Origin of the sequence: Enterobacter cloacae complex sp. EB5 (assembly GCF_031432835.1) — a bacterium.
Lineage (GTDB): Bacteria > Pseudomonadota > Gammaproteobacteria > Enterobacterales > Enterobacteriaceae > Enterobacter > Enterobacter hormaechei_C.
In genome coordinates this window covers 2,080,922-2,097,180 of the sequence record NZ_CP133860.1, presented here as the reverse complement: position 1 = coordinate 2,097,180, position 16,259 = coordinate 2,080,922, and the positions used below count along the sequence as shown (strand labels likewise).

The window sequence follows — 16,259 nt, the reverse complement described above, 5'->3', positions numbered from 1 at the left end:
CAACATCGCGCCCCGCTCATTGAGACGGGGCGAAAACCACCTGCAATCCCTACAACTAACTCAAGTCAGTGGAGTAAAAGCAATGAAAATAAAAGCAAGCTTGATCCTCACCGTTGCCGCTCTGGCGTTGTCCGGTTCCGCTTTAGCAGAAGTGAAAATCGCCCTGGTGGCGAAGTCCTTAGGGAATGGATTCTTCGAGGCAGCGAACGTCGGCGCGCAGGAGGCGGCCAAAGAGTTAGGCGATGTAAAAGTGATTTATACCGGCCCGACCACCACCACGGCGGAAGCGCAGATCGAGGTGCTGAACGGGTTGATCGCCCAGGGCGTGGATGCGATCGCAATTTCCGCGAACGATCCGGACGCCGTCGTGCCGGTGCTGAAAAAAGCGATGCAGCGCGGCATTAAGGTAGTGTCGTGGGATTCCGGGGTGGCGAAAGCCGGGCGTCAGATCCACCTCAACCCGTCCAATAACGCCCTGATTGGCGAAACCAACGTCAAGCTCGCCGCCGATGCCCTGAAAGCGCTGAACGTGGAGAAGGGCGATGTGGCGGTGCTGAGCGCCACGCCAACCTCCACCAACCAGAATACCTGGATTGCGGAGATGAAAAAGGTGCTGCCGAAGTACCCGTCCGTCAATCTGGTGACCGTGGCCTACGGGGACGATCTCTCTGACAAGAGCTACCGCGAAGCGGTCGGCCTGCTGAAAACCTACCCGGACCTGAAAGTGATTGTTTCGCCATCGTCCGTGGGCATTGTGGCCGCCGCGCAGGCGGTGAAGGACCAGGGCAAGATTGGCAAAGTGTACGTCACCGGTTTAGGCCTGCCGTCTGAGATGGCGGGCGCGGTGAAGTCCGGCGCAAGCAAGAGCTTTGCCATCTGGAACCCGATTGACCTCGGCTATGCCGCGACTTACTTAGCGGACGATCTGGTGAAAGGCACAGCCACCAAAAACGAAGCCAGCATGGGCAAGCTGGGCAAAGTGAAGCTGGATGCCGACGGCAACGGCGCGATGGCCGAGCCGTTCGTCTACGATGCCAGCAATATTGATAAGTTCTCGAAAATTTTCTGATCCTTTCCCCCCTCACCCTAGCCCTCTCCCACAGGGAGAGGGAACGTTAACCCCCTCTCCCTTTGGGAGAGGGTCGGGGTGAGGGTGAACCAAACGGAGAACTATCATGACCCCATTGCTACAGCTTTCTGGCATCACCAAGATGTTCCCCGGCGTGCGTGCTCTTGAGAACGTGCAGCTTGCGCTGTGGCCCGGCAAAGTGACGGCGCTTATCGGCGAAAACGGCGCGGGCAAGTCGACGCTGGTCAAAGTGATGACCGGTATATACCAGCCCGACGAGGGCGAAATTCTTTACAAGGCGATCCCCGTTCACCTTCCGACGCCGGAGTCGGCGCATAAAATGGGCATCACCGCCATTCACCAGGAAACCGTGCTGTTTGATGAACTCTCGGTCACCGAAAATATCTTTGTTGGTCAGTACCTTCACAAAGGCTTCCTGAAAAAGCTCGACTGGCCGGAAATGCACCGCCGGGCGCAGGCTATTCTTGCCCGCCTTGAGGTGCAAATCGACCCGCGCGCAACGCTGAAAACCCTGAGCATCGCCCAGCGTCACATGGTGGCGATTGCCCGCGCGCTGTCGTTTGAGGCGCAGGTGGTGATCCTCGATGAACCGACGGCGGCGCTGTCACAGCATGAAATCCTCGAGTTTTACCAGATTGTGGAACGCTTAAAGCAGGAGGGCAAAGCCATCCTGTTTATCTCCCACAAGTTCGACGAGATTTTTGAGCTGGCCGATCACTACACCATTTTGCGCGACGGCGTGTTCGTCGGTGCAGGGGCAATAAATGAGATCACCGAGGAGCGGATGGTGTCGATGATGGTCGGGCGCGCCATTACCCAAACCTTCCCGAAAATCGACTGCGAAAAAGGCGAGACGGTGCTGGAAGTGAAAAACCTCTGCCATCCGACCGAGTTTGCGCATATCTCGTTCTCCCTGCGTAAAGGGGAGATCCTCGGCTTTTACGGGCTGGTGGGTGCCGGGCGTACCGAGCTGATGCAGGCGCTTTCCGGCGTCACGCGGCCATCGTCCGGGGAAATTATCCTCAACGGACAGCCCCGGCGCTTCCGCCAGCCTGCGGATGCGATCAAAGCCGGTATCGTCTGTGTGCCAGAAGAAAGGCAGAAACAGGGGGCGATTATCGCCCTGCCGATTGCCCAGAACATCAGCCTGCCTCAGCTCAGCACGCTCAATCCGAACGGCGTGCTGCATGACGACCGCGAATGGAAGCTGGCAGACGAGTACGCCAAACGCCTGCAAGTGAAAGCCTTCAGCTGGAAGCAGGCGGTGGAGACCCTTTCTGGCGGCAACCAGCAAAAGGTGGTGATCGGCAAATGGCTGGCGACGCACCCTGACGTGATCATCCTCGATGAGCCAACAAAAGGCATCGATATCGGCTCAAAGGCAGCCGTGCATCAGTTTATGTCCGAGCTGGTCAGTCAGGGGCTGGCGGTGATTATGGTCTCGTCCGAACTGCCGGAAGTGATGGGCATGGCGGATCGCATTATCGTCATGCACGAGGGGCTGATGGTGGCCGAATACCAGGCGGGAGACGCGACGGCGGAAACCATCGTCAGCGCCGCCAGCGGTGCAAAACAGGAGGCGGCATAATGCTTAGCTCACTCTTAAAACACCGCGAGGCGCTGCTTGGCGCGGTGATTGTCCTGATGGTCGTCGCCATTGGCAGCCGCGTGCCATCGTTTATCGCACCGGGCAACCTGGTGGAGATGTTTAACGACACCGCCATTCTGATCGTCCTCGCGCTCGGGCAGATGATGGTGCTGCTCACTAAAGGCATCGACCTGTCGATGGCGGCTAATCTGGCCCTGACCGGGATGATTGTCGCCCTGATTAATTTCCATTACCCGGACGTGCCCGTCTGGGCGCTGCTGATCCTTGCCAGCGCGCTTGGGCTGCTGATGGGCGCGATTAACGGCCTGCTGGTGTGGAAGCTGGGCATTCCGGCGATTGTGGTCACGCTCGGCACCATGAGCATCTACCGCGGAATGATCTTTTTGCTCTCCGGCGGCGGCTGGGTGAACGCCAACCAGATGGGTGCAGACTTCCTCGGCCTGCCGCGTGCGTCAGTGCTGGGCTTGCCGGTGCTGAGCTGGTGCGCCATCGCCGTACTGCTGCTGGTGGGCTACTTCCTGCGCTACAGCCGCACCGGACGGGCGCTCTACACCGCAGGCGGGAACGCCACGGCAGCGTACTACACCGGGATCAACGCCGGGAAAATGCAGTTCATCAGCTTCTGCCTTTCCGGTCTGCTGGCCGGGTTCTGCGGCTACCTGTGGATCTCGCGCTTTGCCGTTGCGTATGTTGACGTCGCTAACGGTTTTGAATTGCAGGTGGTGGCAGCCTGTGTGATTGGCGGGATCAGCACCATGGGCGGCACCGGCCGCGTGCTCGGATGTCTGTTCGGGGCGCTGTTCCTTGGCGTCATCAACAACGCCCTGCCGGTGATCGGCGTCTCCCCGTTCTGGCAGATGGCGATTTCCGGCACGGTCATTGTCATCGCTGTGCTGCTGAACGAGCGCGGCAACAAGCGCAAAGGCAGGCTGATCCTGCGCGACGCGGCGCTGGCACGTCAGAAACTGGCGGTGAAACCATGAGCAAAATGATGACATCTGAAGAGTTTAAACCCACTTCTGCGACGGGCATCTTCCAGCGCCTGCTGTGCTGGGAGGGCTTCCTGCTGGCGGTGACGCTGGCGGTGTTTGTGGTGAACGCGCTCGCCTCGCCCTACTTCCTCAATATCTGGAACCTCTCCGACGCGACGTTCAACTTCACCGAAAAGGCGATCATCGTGTTGCCGATGGCGATGCTGATTATCGCCCGGGAAATTGACCTGTCGGTGGCCTCCACCATCGCACTTAGCTCCACGGTGATGGGCTTTTGCGCGGCGGCGGGCGTCGATACGCCGCTGCTGGTGTGCGTGGGATTAGGCGTCGGGCTGCTGTGCGGGCTGTTCAACGGCATTCTGGTGACGCGCTTTAACCTGTCGTCCATCGTCATCACCATCGGCACCATGAGCCTGTACCGCGGGATCACCTACATCCTGCTCGGGGACCAGGCGCTGAACAGCTACCCGGAGAGCTTCGCCTGGTTCGGCCAGGGCTACGTCTGGGGCGCGCTGTCGTTTGAGTTCGCGCTGTTTATCGTGCTGGCCGCTCTGTTTGCCTTTGTGCTGCACCGTACCAATTTTGGCCGCCGCACGTATGCCATCGGCAACAACCCGACTGGCGCGTGGTACTCCGGCATCAACGTGAAGCGCCACAACCTGATCCTGTTTGCGCTGGTAGGACTGATGTCCGGCCTGGCGTCGGTGCTGCTCACCTCGCGTCTGGGCAGCACCCGCCCGACCATCGCGATGGGCTGGGAACTGGCGGTGGTGACGATGGCGGTGCTCGGCGGCGTCAATATTCTCGGCGGGTCCGGCAGCATGGTGGGCGTGATTATCGCCGCCTTCCTGATGGGGCTGGTGACCTTCGGCCTGAGCCTGCTCAACGTGCCCGGCATTGTGATGTCAGTGATTATCGGCGCGATGCTGATCGTGGTGATTTCGCTGCCGATTATTACCCGCCGGATTATGCAGCGAAGACGGATCTCATAGCCGGGTGGCAATGCGTTTACCCGGCCTGCTTAACCGTAGGCCCGCGCAAGCGCAGCGCCGCCGGGCATAAAAATCACAGCAATTAAGGAGAATTATCATGAGCTTTATGTTGGCGCTTCCAAAAATCAGCCTGCACGGCGCGGGCGCGATCGGCGATATGGTCAATCTGGTGGCAAACAAACAGTGGGGAAAAGCGCTGATTGTCACCGATGGCCAGCTGGTGAAGCTGGGCCTGCTCGACAGCCTGTTTTCCGCGCTCGACGCCCATCAGATGACGTATCACCTGTTCGATGAGGTATTCCCGAATCCGACGGAAGCGCTGGTGCAAAAAGGCTATGCGGCATATCAGGATGCGGAGTGTGATTACCTGATTGCCTTTGGCGGCGGCAGCCCGATTGATACCGCCAAGGCGATAAAAATCCTCACCGCCAACCCGGGCCCGTCAACCGATTACTCCGGCGTCGGCAAGGTGAAAAACGCGGGCGTGCCGCTGGTGGCGATCAACACCACCGCAGGCACGGCGGCGGAGATGACCAGCAACGCGGTGATCATTGACGCCGCGCGACAGGTGAAAGAGGTGATTATCGACCCGAACATCATCCCGGATATCGCCGTGGACGATGCCAGCGTGATGCTTGATATTCCGGCCTCCGTGACCGCCGCAACCGGCATGGATGCCTTGACCCACGCCATTGAAGCCTACGTGTCCGTCGGTGCGCACCCGCTGACCGATGCCAACGCGCTGGAGGCGATTCGCCTGATCAACCTCTGGCTGCCGAAAGCGGTCGACGACGGTCACAACCTGGAAGCGCGCGAGCAGATGGCCTTTGGTCAGTATCTGGCGGGCATGGCGTTTAACAGCGCCGGTCTGGGTCTGGTACACGCTCTGGCGCACCAGCCGGGCGCGACGCACAACCTGCCGCACGGCGTGTGCAACGCCATCCTGCTGCCGATCATCGAAAACTTTAACCGCCCGAACGCGGTCGCCCGATTTGCCCGCGTGGCGCAGGCGATGGGCGTTGACACGCGCGGCATGAGCGATGAAGCGGCCAGCATGTCAGCCATTCAGGCGATTCGTGACCTGAGCGCCCGGGTCGGCATTCCGTCCGGCTTCAGCCAGCTTGGCGTCACCAAAGCGGATATTGAAGGCTGGCTGGATAAAGCGCTCGCCGACCCGTGCGCCCCATGCAACCCACGCACCGCGAGCCGTGACGAGGTCCGCGAGCTGTACCTGGAGGCATTATGATCCGCAAAGCGTTTGTGATGCAGGTAAACCCGGACGCGCACGAGGAGTATGCGCGCCGCCACAACCCGATCTGGCCTGAACTGGAGGCGGTACTGAAAGCCCATGGCGCGCACCACTACGCCATTTACCTCGACAAAGCCCGCAACCTGCTGTTTGCGACCGTGGAGATTGAATCGGAAGAGCGCTGGAACGCGGTGGCAAACACCAATGTCTGCCAGCGCTGGTGGAAATATATGGGCGACGTTATGCCGTCGAACCCGGATCACAGCCCGGTGAGTGCGGCGCTGAAAGAGGTGTTTTACCTGGACTGATGTGTTAACGCTGCTGCCCTTGCGGTAGCAGCAATCTCCCGCCTGCCACTCAGCGTAAACGCCGACACCACCGTGATCGCCAGCACGAAGCAGCCCAGAATCAGATACGTCTCCTGGAAGCCGACCCGGTCATACATATTTCCGGCAAAGGCGGAGAGGAAGATCGCCGCCGACTGTTTGGCAAACTGGAAGCCAATCAGGTAGATGGTGGCCGACAGGCGCGTATCAAACACCCCGGTGATGTACTTGAATGCCCCCACCAGCAGGAACGGGACTTCCAGCGCGTGCAGCATCTTCAGGGCAATCACCTCCACGGCAGTGGTGGCAAACGACGAGCCGATAATGCGCGTCGCCATGATCACCCCGGCAATCAGCAGCGTGTTTTTCGCACCGATACGGTTAATGATCCACGGCGAGCAGAACATGATGATCGCGTTACAGATTTCCCCCGCCGTGGTGGCGAAACCAAAGGCGCGGGTCCCCTCCTGCGGCGTGGCGAAGAAGGTTTTGAAGAAGGTGGCAAACTGCTGGTCGAAGACGTCATACACGCAGGCCACGCCAATCACGTACAGGATGAACATCCACATTCTGCGCTGGCGGAACAGGGTAAAGACGGTTTTAGCGGTGATCTGCGGCTGATTCGCACCCAGGGCATTCATCACCTGCGCCGTCTGGTTGGGCTTCGGTTTCGCGACCACCAGCAGCAGCATCAGCAACAGCGCCGCTCCCGACCCCATCCAGAAGACGTACGACGGATCGATGCCGAACAGGATGCCGCCCGTTGAGGCGCACAGCCCCCAGCCGAGACAGCCGAACATACGCGCCTTGCCGTACTCAAAAAAGCTGTTGCGGCTTACGCGTTCAATGTAGGCCTCAATCGCCCCCGAACCCGCTGAGAAGACAAAGCCGATATAGATCCCACCGCTCAGCGCGCCCAGCCAGATATTCGTTTTCAGCAGCGGGGCGAAGACGTACAGGAAGAACGGCGCGAACAGGAACAGCAGCACCGAGATGATCCAAAGCAGGTGTTTTTTCAGCCCCAGCTTGTCGGAAATGACCCCCAGCACCGGCTGGAAGGCAATGGCCGACAGCGAGATGCAGGAGAAAACAATCCCGGTATGGGTTTTGTTCAGGCCGATGATGTCCGACAGCCAGATCGGCAGGAACGGAAAGCAGGTGGCCATGATGAAGAAGTAGAGAAAGAAGAACAGCCCGAAGATCCAGAAGTTAGGGTTGTCTTTGTGGGTACAGGTTGTTGTGTTCATTATTTTTATCCTCAACGGAGGGCCGGTTGCCCGGCCCGTCACCCTTACACGCGTTCCACACCAATCAGAATGGCGGTTTCCGGATCCAGAATCGGCAGCGCAATACCCGCCTGCATCAGCCACTCACCGCTTACCGTTTGCAGCGCGTCCATCCACGCCGGGAGCTTGCGCATGGTGTGCCCGCCCTCGCCCGTAATCTGAATGTTCGGGTGATCGAGCAGCGTGATGCGGTACTGCGCGCTGGCGTCTAACCCCGGCATGCGCAGCGGCATCATCAGGGTGTAATCCGGCATCGCGAGCTGGCTGACCAAAAACAGCCCCTGCGTCTTGTCTTCGCTCACTATACCCTGCGCCAGGGTGCTGGCGTCCGGCATATCCACGCGCCACTGGGTGCCGCGATGAATGATCTCGCGCCACCGCTTATACAGCGCGGCGTAATGGCGATAGCCTTCACGCTCCTGCGCGTCGACGGTGAGCGGATCCAGCTCCAGCCCCATGTGACCAAACAGCGCCGTCAGCCCGCGGAACTGAATGCTGTGCTGGCGGAAGGTGGCATGACATTTATGATGACCGATATGCGCCCCCATCACCTCCGGCGGGAAGAAGTAGCTCATGCCGCGCTGGATAGTGTTGCGCTCCAGCGCGTCGTTGTTGTCGGACGCCCAGAAGCGGTGGCAGCGGGTCAGCACTTCATAATCGATTCGCCCGCCGCCGGAGGAGCAGGATTCAAATTCAATGTGCGGGAAGCGCTCGCCCAGCACGTCCAGCAGGCGATAAAACTGGCGCGTCTGGGCGTCGGCGGCGGCTTTGCCCTTGTGCCCTGGCTGCACCAGCTCGCGGTTCATATCCCATTTCACGTAGTCGACCGCGTGTTCGCCCAGCAGCCAGCTCATGCGTTCGACCAGATATTCAAAGGCCTGCGGAATATTGAGATTGAGCACCAGCTGGTGTCGCCCGGTCGCCTGGGCGTAGCCCGGCAGCGCCAGCACCCAGTCAGGGTGCGCGCGATACAGATCGGAATCCGGGTTAATCATCTCCGGCTCAACCCAGATACCAAACTCCATGCCGAGCTGTTTAACGTGATCGATCACCGGCTTTAGGCCGTTCGGGTATTTTTTCTCGTCCAGATACCAGTCGCCCAGCGCGGCGTGGTCGTCGTTGCGGCCTTTGAACCAGCCGTCGTCAATGATAAAGCGCTCAACGCCCAGCGCGGCGGCCTCGTCGGCCATGCGCATGATGTAGTCCGGATCGTGGTTGAAGTAGATCCCCTCCCAGGTGTTGAGATGCACCGGGCGCGGTTTATCTTCCGGGAAGCGGATAACATTATCGCGCAAGTAGCGGTGGAACTGCTGACTCATGCCATTCAGCCCGTGCGGGGAGTGGCTGGCATACAGGCGCGGCGTCCAGAGCGTTTCACCCTCTTCAATCGCCCTTTCACCCGGCAGGTAGAGCGCTTCGGCCTGCATATAGCGGCGGCCATCGGTTTTCGCCTCCGCGCGCAGGCGGTGGTTGCCGCTCCAGCCCAGATGCACGCCCCAGACGTGGCCGTGCATTTCACTGAATGACGGCGTACCTGAAATCAGCGCCGGAAAATGTTCATGGGAGGTTTTACCCCGGCGGTTTTCAATCACAAAGCTGTCATGTTCAAGCATCACGCGGTGCGGCTGAAACTCCCTGATCCAGCGTCCGTGGAAGGCCATCACCTCCTGCGCGCGCTCAGCCACCGGCAGCGTCACGGCAAAGCGATCCACCTGCCACGCCTGCGTTTTCAGGTTGGTTAAGCCATGGCGCACCACCAGTACGCCGCTGGCATCCAGCGTTAATTCACTGGTCAGGCGCAGGCCCGCCTGTTTATCTTCTGCCGTTACCGTCAGGGTTTGCCCCTGCTGTTGTACGCCTGTGGTGGTGAAGACAGGCGATCCGTCCAGCCCCTGGCGATGCCCCTCGATGCCGGGCGAACCAAACAGACCGTGCCCCAGCTCTGCCATCAGCGTGACGGGGGAGTCCACGTCCAGCCTGCCGTTAGCAACCGGGCGGGCAATACTCAGCGCATCCTGCGGCGAAAAGTGCTGAAGGTGCGGCCCCCAGTAGAGAATTTCAGCGAACGGGTGGGTTTTTAGCACCACGTCAACCGTATTGCTTTCAAGTCGAAAAATGGCATCTTGCATCGGACATCTCCTGTCATCGGGATGTCCTGAGTGTTAATCCGAAACGTTTCGGATACAAACCAAAACGTTTCGGATCTGTGATCGGGTTTTGAATTTTTGGTGTAATCAGGCTGTCTGGCCTGGGGAAAATTCCGGCTGCCAGAGCACCTGAAGGTTGTCGATGTCGTCGCCGTTAATCAGCTGGCGCACCATATCGGCAATCTGTTTCCCGACGCCCTGACGGGTAGACTGGATCACCGCCGCGACGTCGATATCGACAATGCTGTCCTGCGGTAAACCGTCATAGACCACTAGAGAGACGGCATTTTCACCGGTTAAGCGCCCCATCTGCGCCAGGGCCATCGCTGCGCCGTCGCCGTGGGTGTTGCAGTCGGTAATGATGGCCGTGGGTGGCTGCGGCAGGGAGAGAAGTTCTTGTGTGGTGGCATACCCCACGCGGCGCGAAGGGGGCATGGCGCGCAGCCATTCGCTGGAAAGTCCGGCTTCCCGCAGCGCGTCCAGATAGCCCTGGCGGCGCTGGGTGATGAATGCCTGGTTGTTGCTTTCGCCCAGCAGCGCAATGCGCTGATGGCCTTTCTCGATCAGCCAGCGGGTGGCCTGATACGTACCGGCATAGTTGTCGAAATCGAACCACGCGTACGGCTGCGGGAGCTGGCTGCGTCCGAGCGCCAGGAACGGGAACCCGGCGGCCTGAAGCTGCTCAAGACGCGGATCGTGATCCAGCGTATGCGCCACAATCAGCGCATCCACGCGTCGGCTCTGCACCATGCGCATATAGCTGTGTTTGTCCGCCAGATCGTCGTCAGCGATGAGCAGCAGGTCAATCTCATGTCGCGCCAGTTCGTGGCTAATTTCGCCGACCATGTCCATAAAAACGCTGTTATTGAGCGGAACAGGATGCACCGGAAACACCAGCCCGACGGCGTCGATTTTTCCCATCTTCAGGCGGCGGGCAAAGGTGTTTGGTCGGTAGCCACGGCGCTGGGCCTCCGCTTCCACGCGGGCCCGCGTCTCAGCAGAAACGTCGTCATACCCGTTGAGGGCGCGGCTGACGGTGGTAACAGACAGCCCCAGTTCTTTGGCAATGGCTTTAAGCGACATGATTTTCCGTATCTTCGTTAGTTTTGTTCCGCCACCAGCAGCGCGTGCGTATCCGGCTCCAGCGCCTTAAAGATATGCGGCTGGTCAGCGGGGTAGCAAATGTAATCTCCCGGGCCGAGCTCTTCCGCCGCGTCGATCAGGCCGACCAGCGCCCGCCCCTGGGTCACGATAATATGCTCAACCGACCCAGGCGGATGGGGCTGGGAAATACGGTCTGCCCCCGGCTGAGTCAGCAGCAGATAGATATCCCGACGCGCCCCCGGCGGACACGCCGCGAGCAAAATCGCCTCGTAGTTCGCCTGCCCGGCAACCACTTTTGTGCCCTCGCCGCGGCGGATCACCTGCGTGACGGGTTGTTGCGGCTCCAGTAACCGGGCAAACGGAATATCCAGTGCCACGCAAAGCGACCACAGCGTTTCCAGGCTAGGATTGCCGTTGCCAGATTCCAGTTGTGAAAGCGTGGATTTGGCGATCCCGGCACGGCGGGCAATTTCCGCCAGTGAGAGCCCGGTTCGCAGGCGTTCTCGTACCAGGCTTTTGGCGATCACGCTGATTGGCTGCGTCATAATAACGGCCTCTGTCTCTCTATAACGAACGAATCGTTCGTCTTGTAAAACGTTTCTGATGCGTTCATTATAATGGAAATACGTTCGATATGGCTAAAATGGTATGAAGAATCACCTCTCTTGCCTGAAAGGCGACACGATAAAAGCGATCGTCCTGGTCTGCCTCGCGGTGGGCGTGGTCGGCATGTCTTATGGCTCACTGGCGATGGCCTACGGTTTCCCGCTGTGGGTGCCGTTTGTCCTCTCCCTCACGGTGCTGGCAGGCGCATCCGAGTTTATGTTTATCGGCATCGTCGCGAGCGGCGGCAATCCGCTGGCAGCGGCCGCAGCCGGTTTACTGGTTAACGCGCGCCATGTGCCGTTCGGCGTAACGGTGCGTGACCTGGTGGGCAAGCGCGGCCTGAGCTTTCTGGGCTGTCATATCATGAACGATGAAAGCGTGGTGTTCGGCCTGTCGCAAAAAACCGCCGAGCAGCGTAAAGCGGCCTACTGGCTGTGCGGCCTGGGCGTGGCAATCATCTGGCCGCTGGGGGCGGTGCTGGGCGCGATGGTCGGCAAGCTGCTGCCGGACCCGGAAACCATCGGGCTGGACGCGGTGTTCCCGGCGATCCTGCTGGCGTTAGTGGTGCCGGCATTTAAAAACCGTACCACGCTGATCCGCGCCTGTAGCGGCGCAGTGTTGTCGCTGGCCGCCGTACCGTTTGCGCCGGTGGGTCTGCCGGTGCTGCTCTCTTTGCTCGGCCTTGCCGCGAGGAAAAAATAATGGAAAACATGACGGTCTTTATTCTCGGCATCGCCATTCTTTCTGCCGGAACCTATCTGATGCGTCTTGGCGGAGCGAAGCTTGGCAACCGACTGGCGCTTTCAGAACGGTCGCAGGCGCTGCTTTCAGACGCGGCTACCGTTTTGCTGTTCTCCGTCGCGCTGGCGACCACGTTTTATGAAGGGGACCATTTTGCCGGGATGGCGCGCGTGCTGGGGGTGGGGTTCGCGGTGTTTCTGGCCTGGCGCAAAATGCCGTTAATTGTGGTGATCGTCGCGGCGGCGGTGGTGACGGCGCTGCTGCGTCTGGCGGGGATCCACTAGAAAATATGCCCGACATAACAGGTCTGCCGGGCATAACAGAGATTATCGCGCAGGAAGCGTATCAACATTGAGCGTCAGCGTTTCTTCAAAATCCGTTGTGTTAGTAACGCTAAATGCCTTGTCTGAAAGGTAGGTCGTGATCATCATGGTGGCGACAAACTGCTCGCCCGCCACTTCCGTACCGTTAACCGCAGCCAGCGCTTTTTCCGGCTTCAGCGTCACCTGAGAAGCGCCTCCCTGAACGGCTACCGCGCCAGTATCGACCGCGGCCAGCTGTACAGGGTTCCCGTCTACCCGCCCATCTTTAAATTCGATTTTCATCGCGCCGTTATCCGTAAAGCGATACGCCAGGTTCTGTCGGGCAGTCCCGTCTACGGAGATGCGCATTTTGCGCACATCCGGACACAGCACCGAAACCTGAACTTCACGCGTCACAGAAGCATAACCGTTATACACTTTGCCAATATGCTCAGCGGACGTTTGCCGCATATCCTCTTTACGGTAGCGCCCGTAGTCGACTTTCTTCACCGCCGACATTATTTCACAGGCGCCGTCATCGGCCTGCGCCACACCCGAAAGTCCCGCTGCACCGCAGAGCAACATAAGCATCAGCGCGTATTGACGAACGTTATTCAGAGACATTTCCCTGTCACCTCTTCATAGAATTTATTCGGTTCTGCCTCCGGCAGGGTGTACGTCAGCCTGCAACGCCCTTCATCCAGCTTCGCATACAGCTGCTGGCTGGCGGAGATATCGTTCAGGAAGATCACGCCGTCTTCAGGCGCGCTCGTCACATACTCCCCTGAGGCGTCCACAATCGAGACGCCTTCCGGCAGCGGCGTACCGTCCGCACGGCTGATACTGAGCAGCACGCGGCGCTGGCTTAACGTCGCAAACTCCCACTTCGCCACAGCGCCGTGAGACGCTTTGATCGCCGTTCTGCCATTTCTTACGTCCAGATTACCTGGCAGGCTTTCCGTGTTGACCTCAATCGTGCTTTCACGGAACGGCGACAGCGCAGGAATAATCGCCTGGCCCCATTTGTCGGTCCATACCGCGCCGCGCGAGGTGCCTATCTCGATGCCAGCCACCGGTTTATCCAGTCTGGCAATGGCGTACGTATCGGTCACGCGATAAGGCGAGAAGGTCACTCCGTCGCTGTGGGCGACAATCCCGCCGCTTAACGCTGCGGAGAAGTTGGTGTTGTTGTCGTTATCTCCTCCCGCGGCCAGCGCCAGGTTGGTGTAATGCAGATTACTGTTCAGCGAGCTATCCCAGCTGGTGGTGTTCTCTTCATGATCCTGAGCGACCCCCACCATGTACTGGTTCTCGGCGTTGAACGAGCCCATCGCCCGCGTGCCGTAGGAGCGCTTACCTTCGCTTTCGCGATACCAGGAGCTGGTTGTCACGCCTGAGCGTCCCAGCGGGATCGACACGTTCACGTAAAACTGATCATTGTCACTGCTGTCGTGCCGGCTGACATCCGACTCCCAGTTCACGCTCACGTTGAAGTATTTAAACGACTGTGACCACGACGAGATAAACCGGCGGCTGTCATAGTCGCTATTCCAGCTCTCGTTGCGATAATAGCTAAGGGAAAAGCGGCCCAGCGTGGTACTCGACCAGTTGATACCGACGCTGGTGTCGTATTTGGTTTGCGACATATCATCGTCATCACCATAGAGCTCCTGCATCTCACGATAATCTGGCGTGCCGTAGCTGCCGCCCAGCGAAAGCCCAATGCCCCACGGCAGGGCGTAACCCAGATCCAGCGTCGTTTTGTTGCCGTCGGTTTGCGTCTGGTTGTCTATTGACGCCAGAAAACCCAACGAGGCATACAGGTTCTGCATCGGTACGGTATCGAGGTTGCCGGAGAAGCCGTAATAGTGGTTATCCGCCATCACCATACCGGCCAGGAAATTCACGCGCTTGTTGATGGACCAGCCGTTGTTGGCGGACACCACCCACGGGTTTACAAAGCGTGAGTCCATGTTTTCAACGCGCCCCACCGCCAGCGTAAAGCCCGGCGCACGGCCTACGTGGTTACTGCGGAAGGTGCTCGCGGAGACGGTAAACCGGTTTTCGCTGCCGTCCGTCTCGGTCACCGTGACGTTCAGGTCGGTGTTGAGGTTGGCCAGCGGCACATCATCCAGGCTGAACGGCCCGGCGGGGACCAGCGTGGAGTAAATGAGCTGTCCGCCCTGGCGGATATCAACGCGCGCCTGCGGAGTGCGGGCAATACCGCTGACTTCGACGCCTGTCCCCGCCTGAGGCAAGAGCGCGGTATCCGGCATCATCTGCACCCCGTAAATACTCGGGATACTAAAACGGCTGTTGGCGACGTTGATCTGGCCGCCCTGCACCATCACGCCATAATCGGTAAAGGTACGCTGAGCATAGGTGTAAAGGGATTCGACGTCAAAATCCTGATCGCTGCCGTCGCTAATCAACTGCGTGCTGCGCACGATCCAGTCTCCGGCGTTAAAACCCATTTCAAAGGTCGACTGGAAACGGTCAGCGTTTTCATCATCATATTGGTTATGCGTGCCGAACATGGAGTAATTCAGCATGGCTGCACGTCCGCCCTGCACCTCGGCGAACTGACGGCCATAATTCGGGTCGAGCGCTTCAGGCGGAACGACAACCGATATTTCATCAATATCCGGCGAAGTCTGAATCGTTGATCCGGACCAGTATTGATAAATCTTCGGACAGGCGCCTCTTTTCGTCTGTTTAATCAGGCCCGCGTTTTCCAGAAATGCTTTATCAATACAGGGCGTACCCTCTTCATCAAATTTCACAGGCATTATATTGCGCTGCTTACCATTAATATTAACAGTCACATTATGGTAGCCAGGGGTAAAACGGGGAGCCAGCGAATAGTAATCCGCAATCGCTGGATCAAGGCCATTGTTTTTTAACGCATCCGTATCAAATACGGCGCGTGCCAGTTCCAGAGAATCATTCGCAGGAGAGGAAATTTCAGCCCGAATATTAAATGCCAGCGCGCTAAGGCAAAACACGAGCATTCCCTTTTTACAGGAATCGTTTAACATAACTACTCCATGTGCTGTTAAGTGATGTTATTACTTCAGATCAGCAATATAACTGCCAGCCTTATAGCCATAGCGCGTTGCCGGGTATATTTCGATTTTCTTTTCGGAGGCAGATATTTTAGCTGGCGCGTTAGCCGTCATTTTCTCGCCGGGAAGAATATAGGTCTTATTTAATTTCGCGACCGTCCCTGACGCCATTAACTTCACCTTTTGCTCCAGTCGGACCACATAAGGCGTATTATTCTCAACCGTCACGTTACCATTTTTAATCTGCCAGCTGAGTCCCTTCCAGGGCTCAATATTTACTGCCAGACCGGTCGGATGAATAATAACCGGAAGGTTCTGGCTAAACACCACTTTAACTTTGTTCTTTTCACGCTGTGGGATGGCGGTAAAAATGACGCGCTTGAAATGTTCCACTTTCAGTGGCTCAGCGCTATTTTTCAGTACAAAACGCACGCGCTGGGTTTTACCCGCATCGACGCGCACAACCGGCTGCGTGGCAATCAGTCCCGGTTTTGGATCGTCCGGTAAATCAACAATTTTGGTGTAGAGCAGCTGCGCTTCTGCATCGGTGTTTTTGACATCCATGCTGGCTCCCTGCTGGTCTTCATTGACAATAAGCAGCGAGGTTTCCGGCACCATTCCGGCAGCCATACTGTTGCATGAGGCTAACAGGCAGGCGCAGATCAGCGTTCTCTTTAAAAGCAGCATAATATTAGTCCATTAATATTGTTAAATGACACCCCATCGAAGTGGGGTGCCGGGTATTTCATG

At 58.4% G+C, this 16,259-nt stretch carries 15 protein-coding genes; 8 read left to right on the top strand and 7 right to left on the bottom strand.

The annotated features are described in order from the left end of the window. Positions 1 to 82: 82 nt before the first annotated feature. From rhaS to rhaM, 6 genes are all read left to right on the top strand, one after another. Entirely contained in the window at positions 83 to 1,069 is a 987-nt protein-coding gene (rhaS, locus tag RHN82_RS10020) for a rhamnose ABC transporter substrate-binding protein (RefSeq protein WP_047051661.1), read from the top strand. A gap of 106 nt (positions 1,070 to 1,175) precedes the next feature. Next, complete coding sequence (locus RHN82_RS10015) at positions 1,176 to 2,678, top strand: sugar ABC transporter ATP-binding protein (RefSeq protein ID WP_048983081.1); 1,503 nt, start codon at positions 1,176 to 1,178, stop codon at positions 2,676 to 2,678. Continuing rightward, positions 2,678 to 3,682, top strand: a complete 1,005-nt coding sequence (locus RHN82_RS10010) for an ABC transporter permease (protein WP_047051659.1) — start codon at positions 2,678 to 2,680, stop codon at positions 3,680 to 3,682. The genes RHN82_RS10015 and RHN82_RS10010 overlap by 1 nt, the downstream gene beginning before the upstream one ends. Further along, positions 3,679 to 4,683, top strand: a complete 1,005-nt coding sequence (locus RHN82_RS10005; protein WP_047051658.1) for an ABC transporter permease — start codon at positions 3,679 to 3,681, stop codon at positions 4,681 to 4,683. The genes RHN82_RS10010 and RHN82_RS10005 overlap by 4 nt, the downstream gene beginning before the upstream one ends. A gap of 97 nt (positions 4,684 to 4,780) precedes the next feature. Beyond that, positions 4,781 to 5,929: a lactaldehyde reductase gene (fucO, locus tag RHN82_RS10000; protein ID WP_047051657.1), complete on the top strand. Its 1,149-nt coding sequence runs from the start codon at positions 4,781 to 4,783 to the stop codon at positions 5,927 to 5,929. After that, positions 5,926 to 6,240 carry an L-rhamnose mutarotase gene (gene rhaM / locus RHN82_RS09995; protein ID WP_047051656.1) on the top strand — a complete coding sequence of 105 codons (315 nt, stop codon included), beginning with the start codon at positions 5,926 to 5,928 and terminating at the stop codon, positions 6,238 to 6,240. The genes fucO and rhaM overlap by 4 nt, the downstream gene beginning before the upstream one ends. Here the strand turns inward: rhaM and RHN82_RS09990 are convergent. The 4 genes from RHN82_RS09990 to RHN82_RS09975 form a co-directional block, all read right to left on the bottom strand. Next, entirely contained in the window at positions 6,228 to 7,505 is a 1,278-nt protein-coding gene (locus RHN82_RS09990) for an MFS transporter (RefSeq protein WP_047051655.1), read from the bottom strand. The two genes, rhaM and RHN82_RS09990, sit on opposite strands and share 13 nt — an antisense overlap. A gap of 44 nt (positions 7,506 to 7,549) precedes the next feature. Beyond that, positions 7,550 to 9,673 (bottom strand): alpha-galactosidase, encoded by a 2,124-nt coding sequence (locus tag RHN82_RS09985; RefSeq protein WP_047051654.1) that lies wholly within the window; start codon positions 9,671 to 9,673, stop codon positions 7,550 to 7,552. Between the two features lie 105 nt (positions 9,674 to 9,778). Continuing rightward, a complete protein-coding gene (locus RHN82_RS09980; RefSeq protein WP_047051653.1) occupies positions 9,779 to 10,774 on the bottom strand; it encodes a substrate-binding domain-containing protein in 996 nt (331 codons plus the stop codon). Between the two features lie 17 nt (positions 10,775 to 10,791). Continuing rightward, positions 10,792 to 11,340 carry a helix-turn-helix domain-containing protein gene (locus RHN82_RS09975; protein WP_047051652.1) on the bottom strand — a complete coding sequence of 183 codons (549 nt, stop codon included), beginning with the start codon at positions 11,338 to 11,340 and terminating at the stop codon, positions 10,792 to 10,794. A 103-nt stretch (positions 11,341 to 11,443) separates the two neighbouring features. On the opposite strand from RHN82_RS09975, the gene RHN82_RS09970 reads away from it, so the two are divergent. Both RHN82_RS09970 and RHN82_RS09965 read left to right on the top strand, forming a co-directional pair. After that, positions 11,444 to 12,103: an AzlC family ABC transporter permease gene (locus RHN82_RS09970; RefSeq protein ID WP_003861971.1), complete on the top strand. Its 660-nt coding sequence runs from the start codon at positions 11,444 to 11,446 to the stop codon at positions 12,101 to 12,103. Continuing rightward, positions 12,103 to 12,426 carry an AzlD domain-containing protein gene (locus RHN82_RS09965; RefSeq protein WP_047051651.1) on the top strand — a complete coding sequence of 108 codons (324 nt, stop codon included), beginning with the start codon at positions 12,103 to 12,105 and terminating at the stop codon, positions 12,424 to 12,426. The genes RHN82_RS09970 and RHN82_RS09965 overlap by 1 nt, the downstream gene beginning before the upstream one ends. 42 nt (positions 12,427 to 12,468) lie before the next feature. Here the strand turns inward: RHN82_RS09965 and RHN82_RS09960 are convergent, their stop codons facing one another. From RHN82_RS09960 to RHN82_RS09950, 3 genes are read right to left on the bottom strand one after another with little or no spacing between them, the layout of a single operon-like run. Continuing rightward, on the bottom strand, positions 12,469 to 13,068 hold the full coding sequence (locus RHN82_RS09960) for a hypothetical protein (protein ID WP_047051650.1): 600 nt from the start codon (positions 13,066 to 13,068) through the stop codon (positions 12,469 to 12,471). Beyond that, on the bottom strand, positions 13,059 to 15,482 hold the full coding sequence (locus RHN82_RS09955; protein ID WP_047051649.1) for a fimbrial biogenesis usher protein: 2,424 nt from the start codon (positions 15,480 to 15,482) through the stop codon (positions 13,059 to 13,061). The genes RHN82_RS09960 and RHN82_RS09955 overlap by 10 nt, the downstream gene beginning before the upstream one ends. 30 nt (positions 15,483 to 15,512) lie before the next feature. Beyond that, the gene (locus RHN82_RS09950; RefSeq protein ID WP_047051648.1) at positions 15,513 to 16,196 is read right to left on the bottom strand and encodes a fimbria/pilus chaperone family protein; all 684 of its coding nucleotides are present in this window, start codon (positions 16,194 to 16,196) and stop codon (positions 15,513 to 15,515) included. Between the last annotated feature and the right edge of the window lie 63 nt (positions 16,197 to 16,259).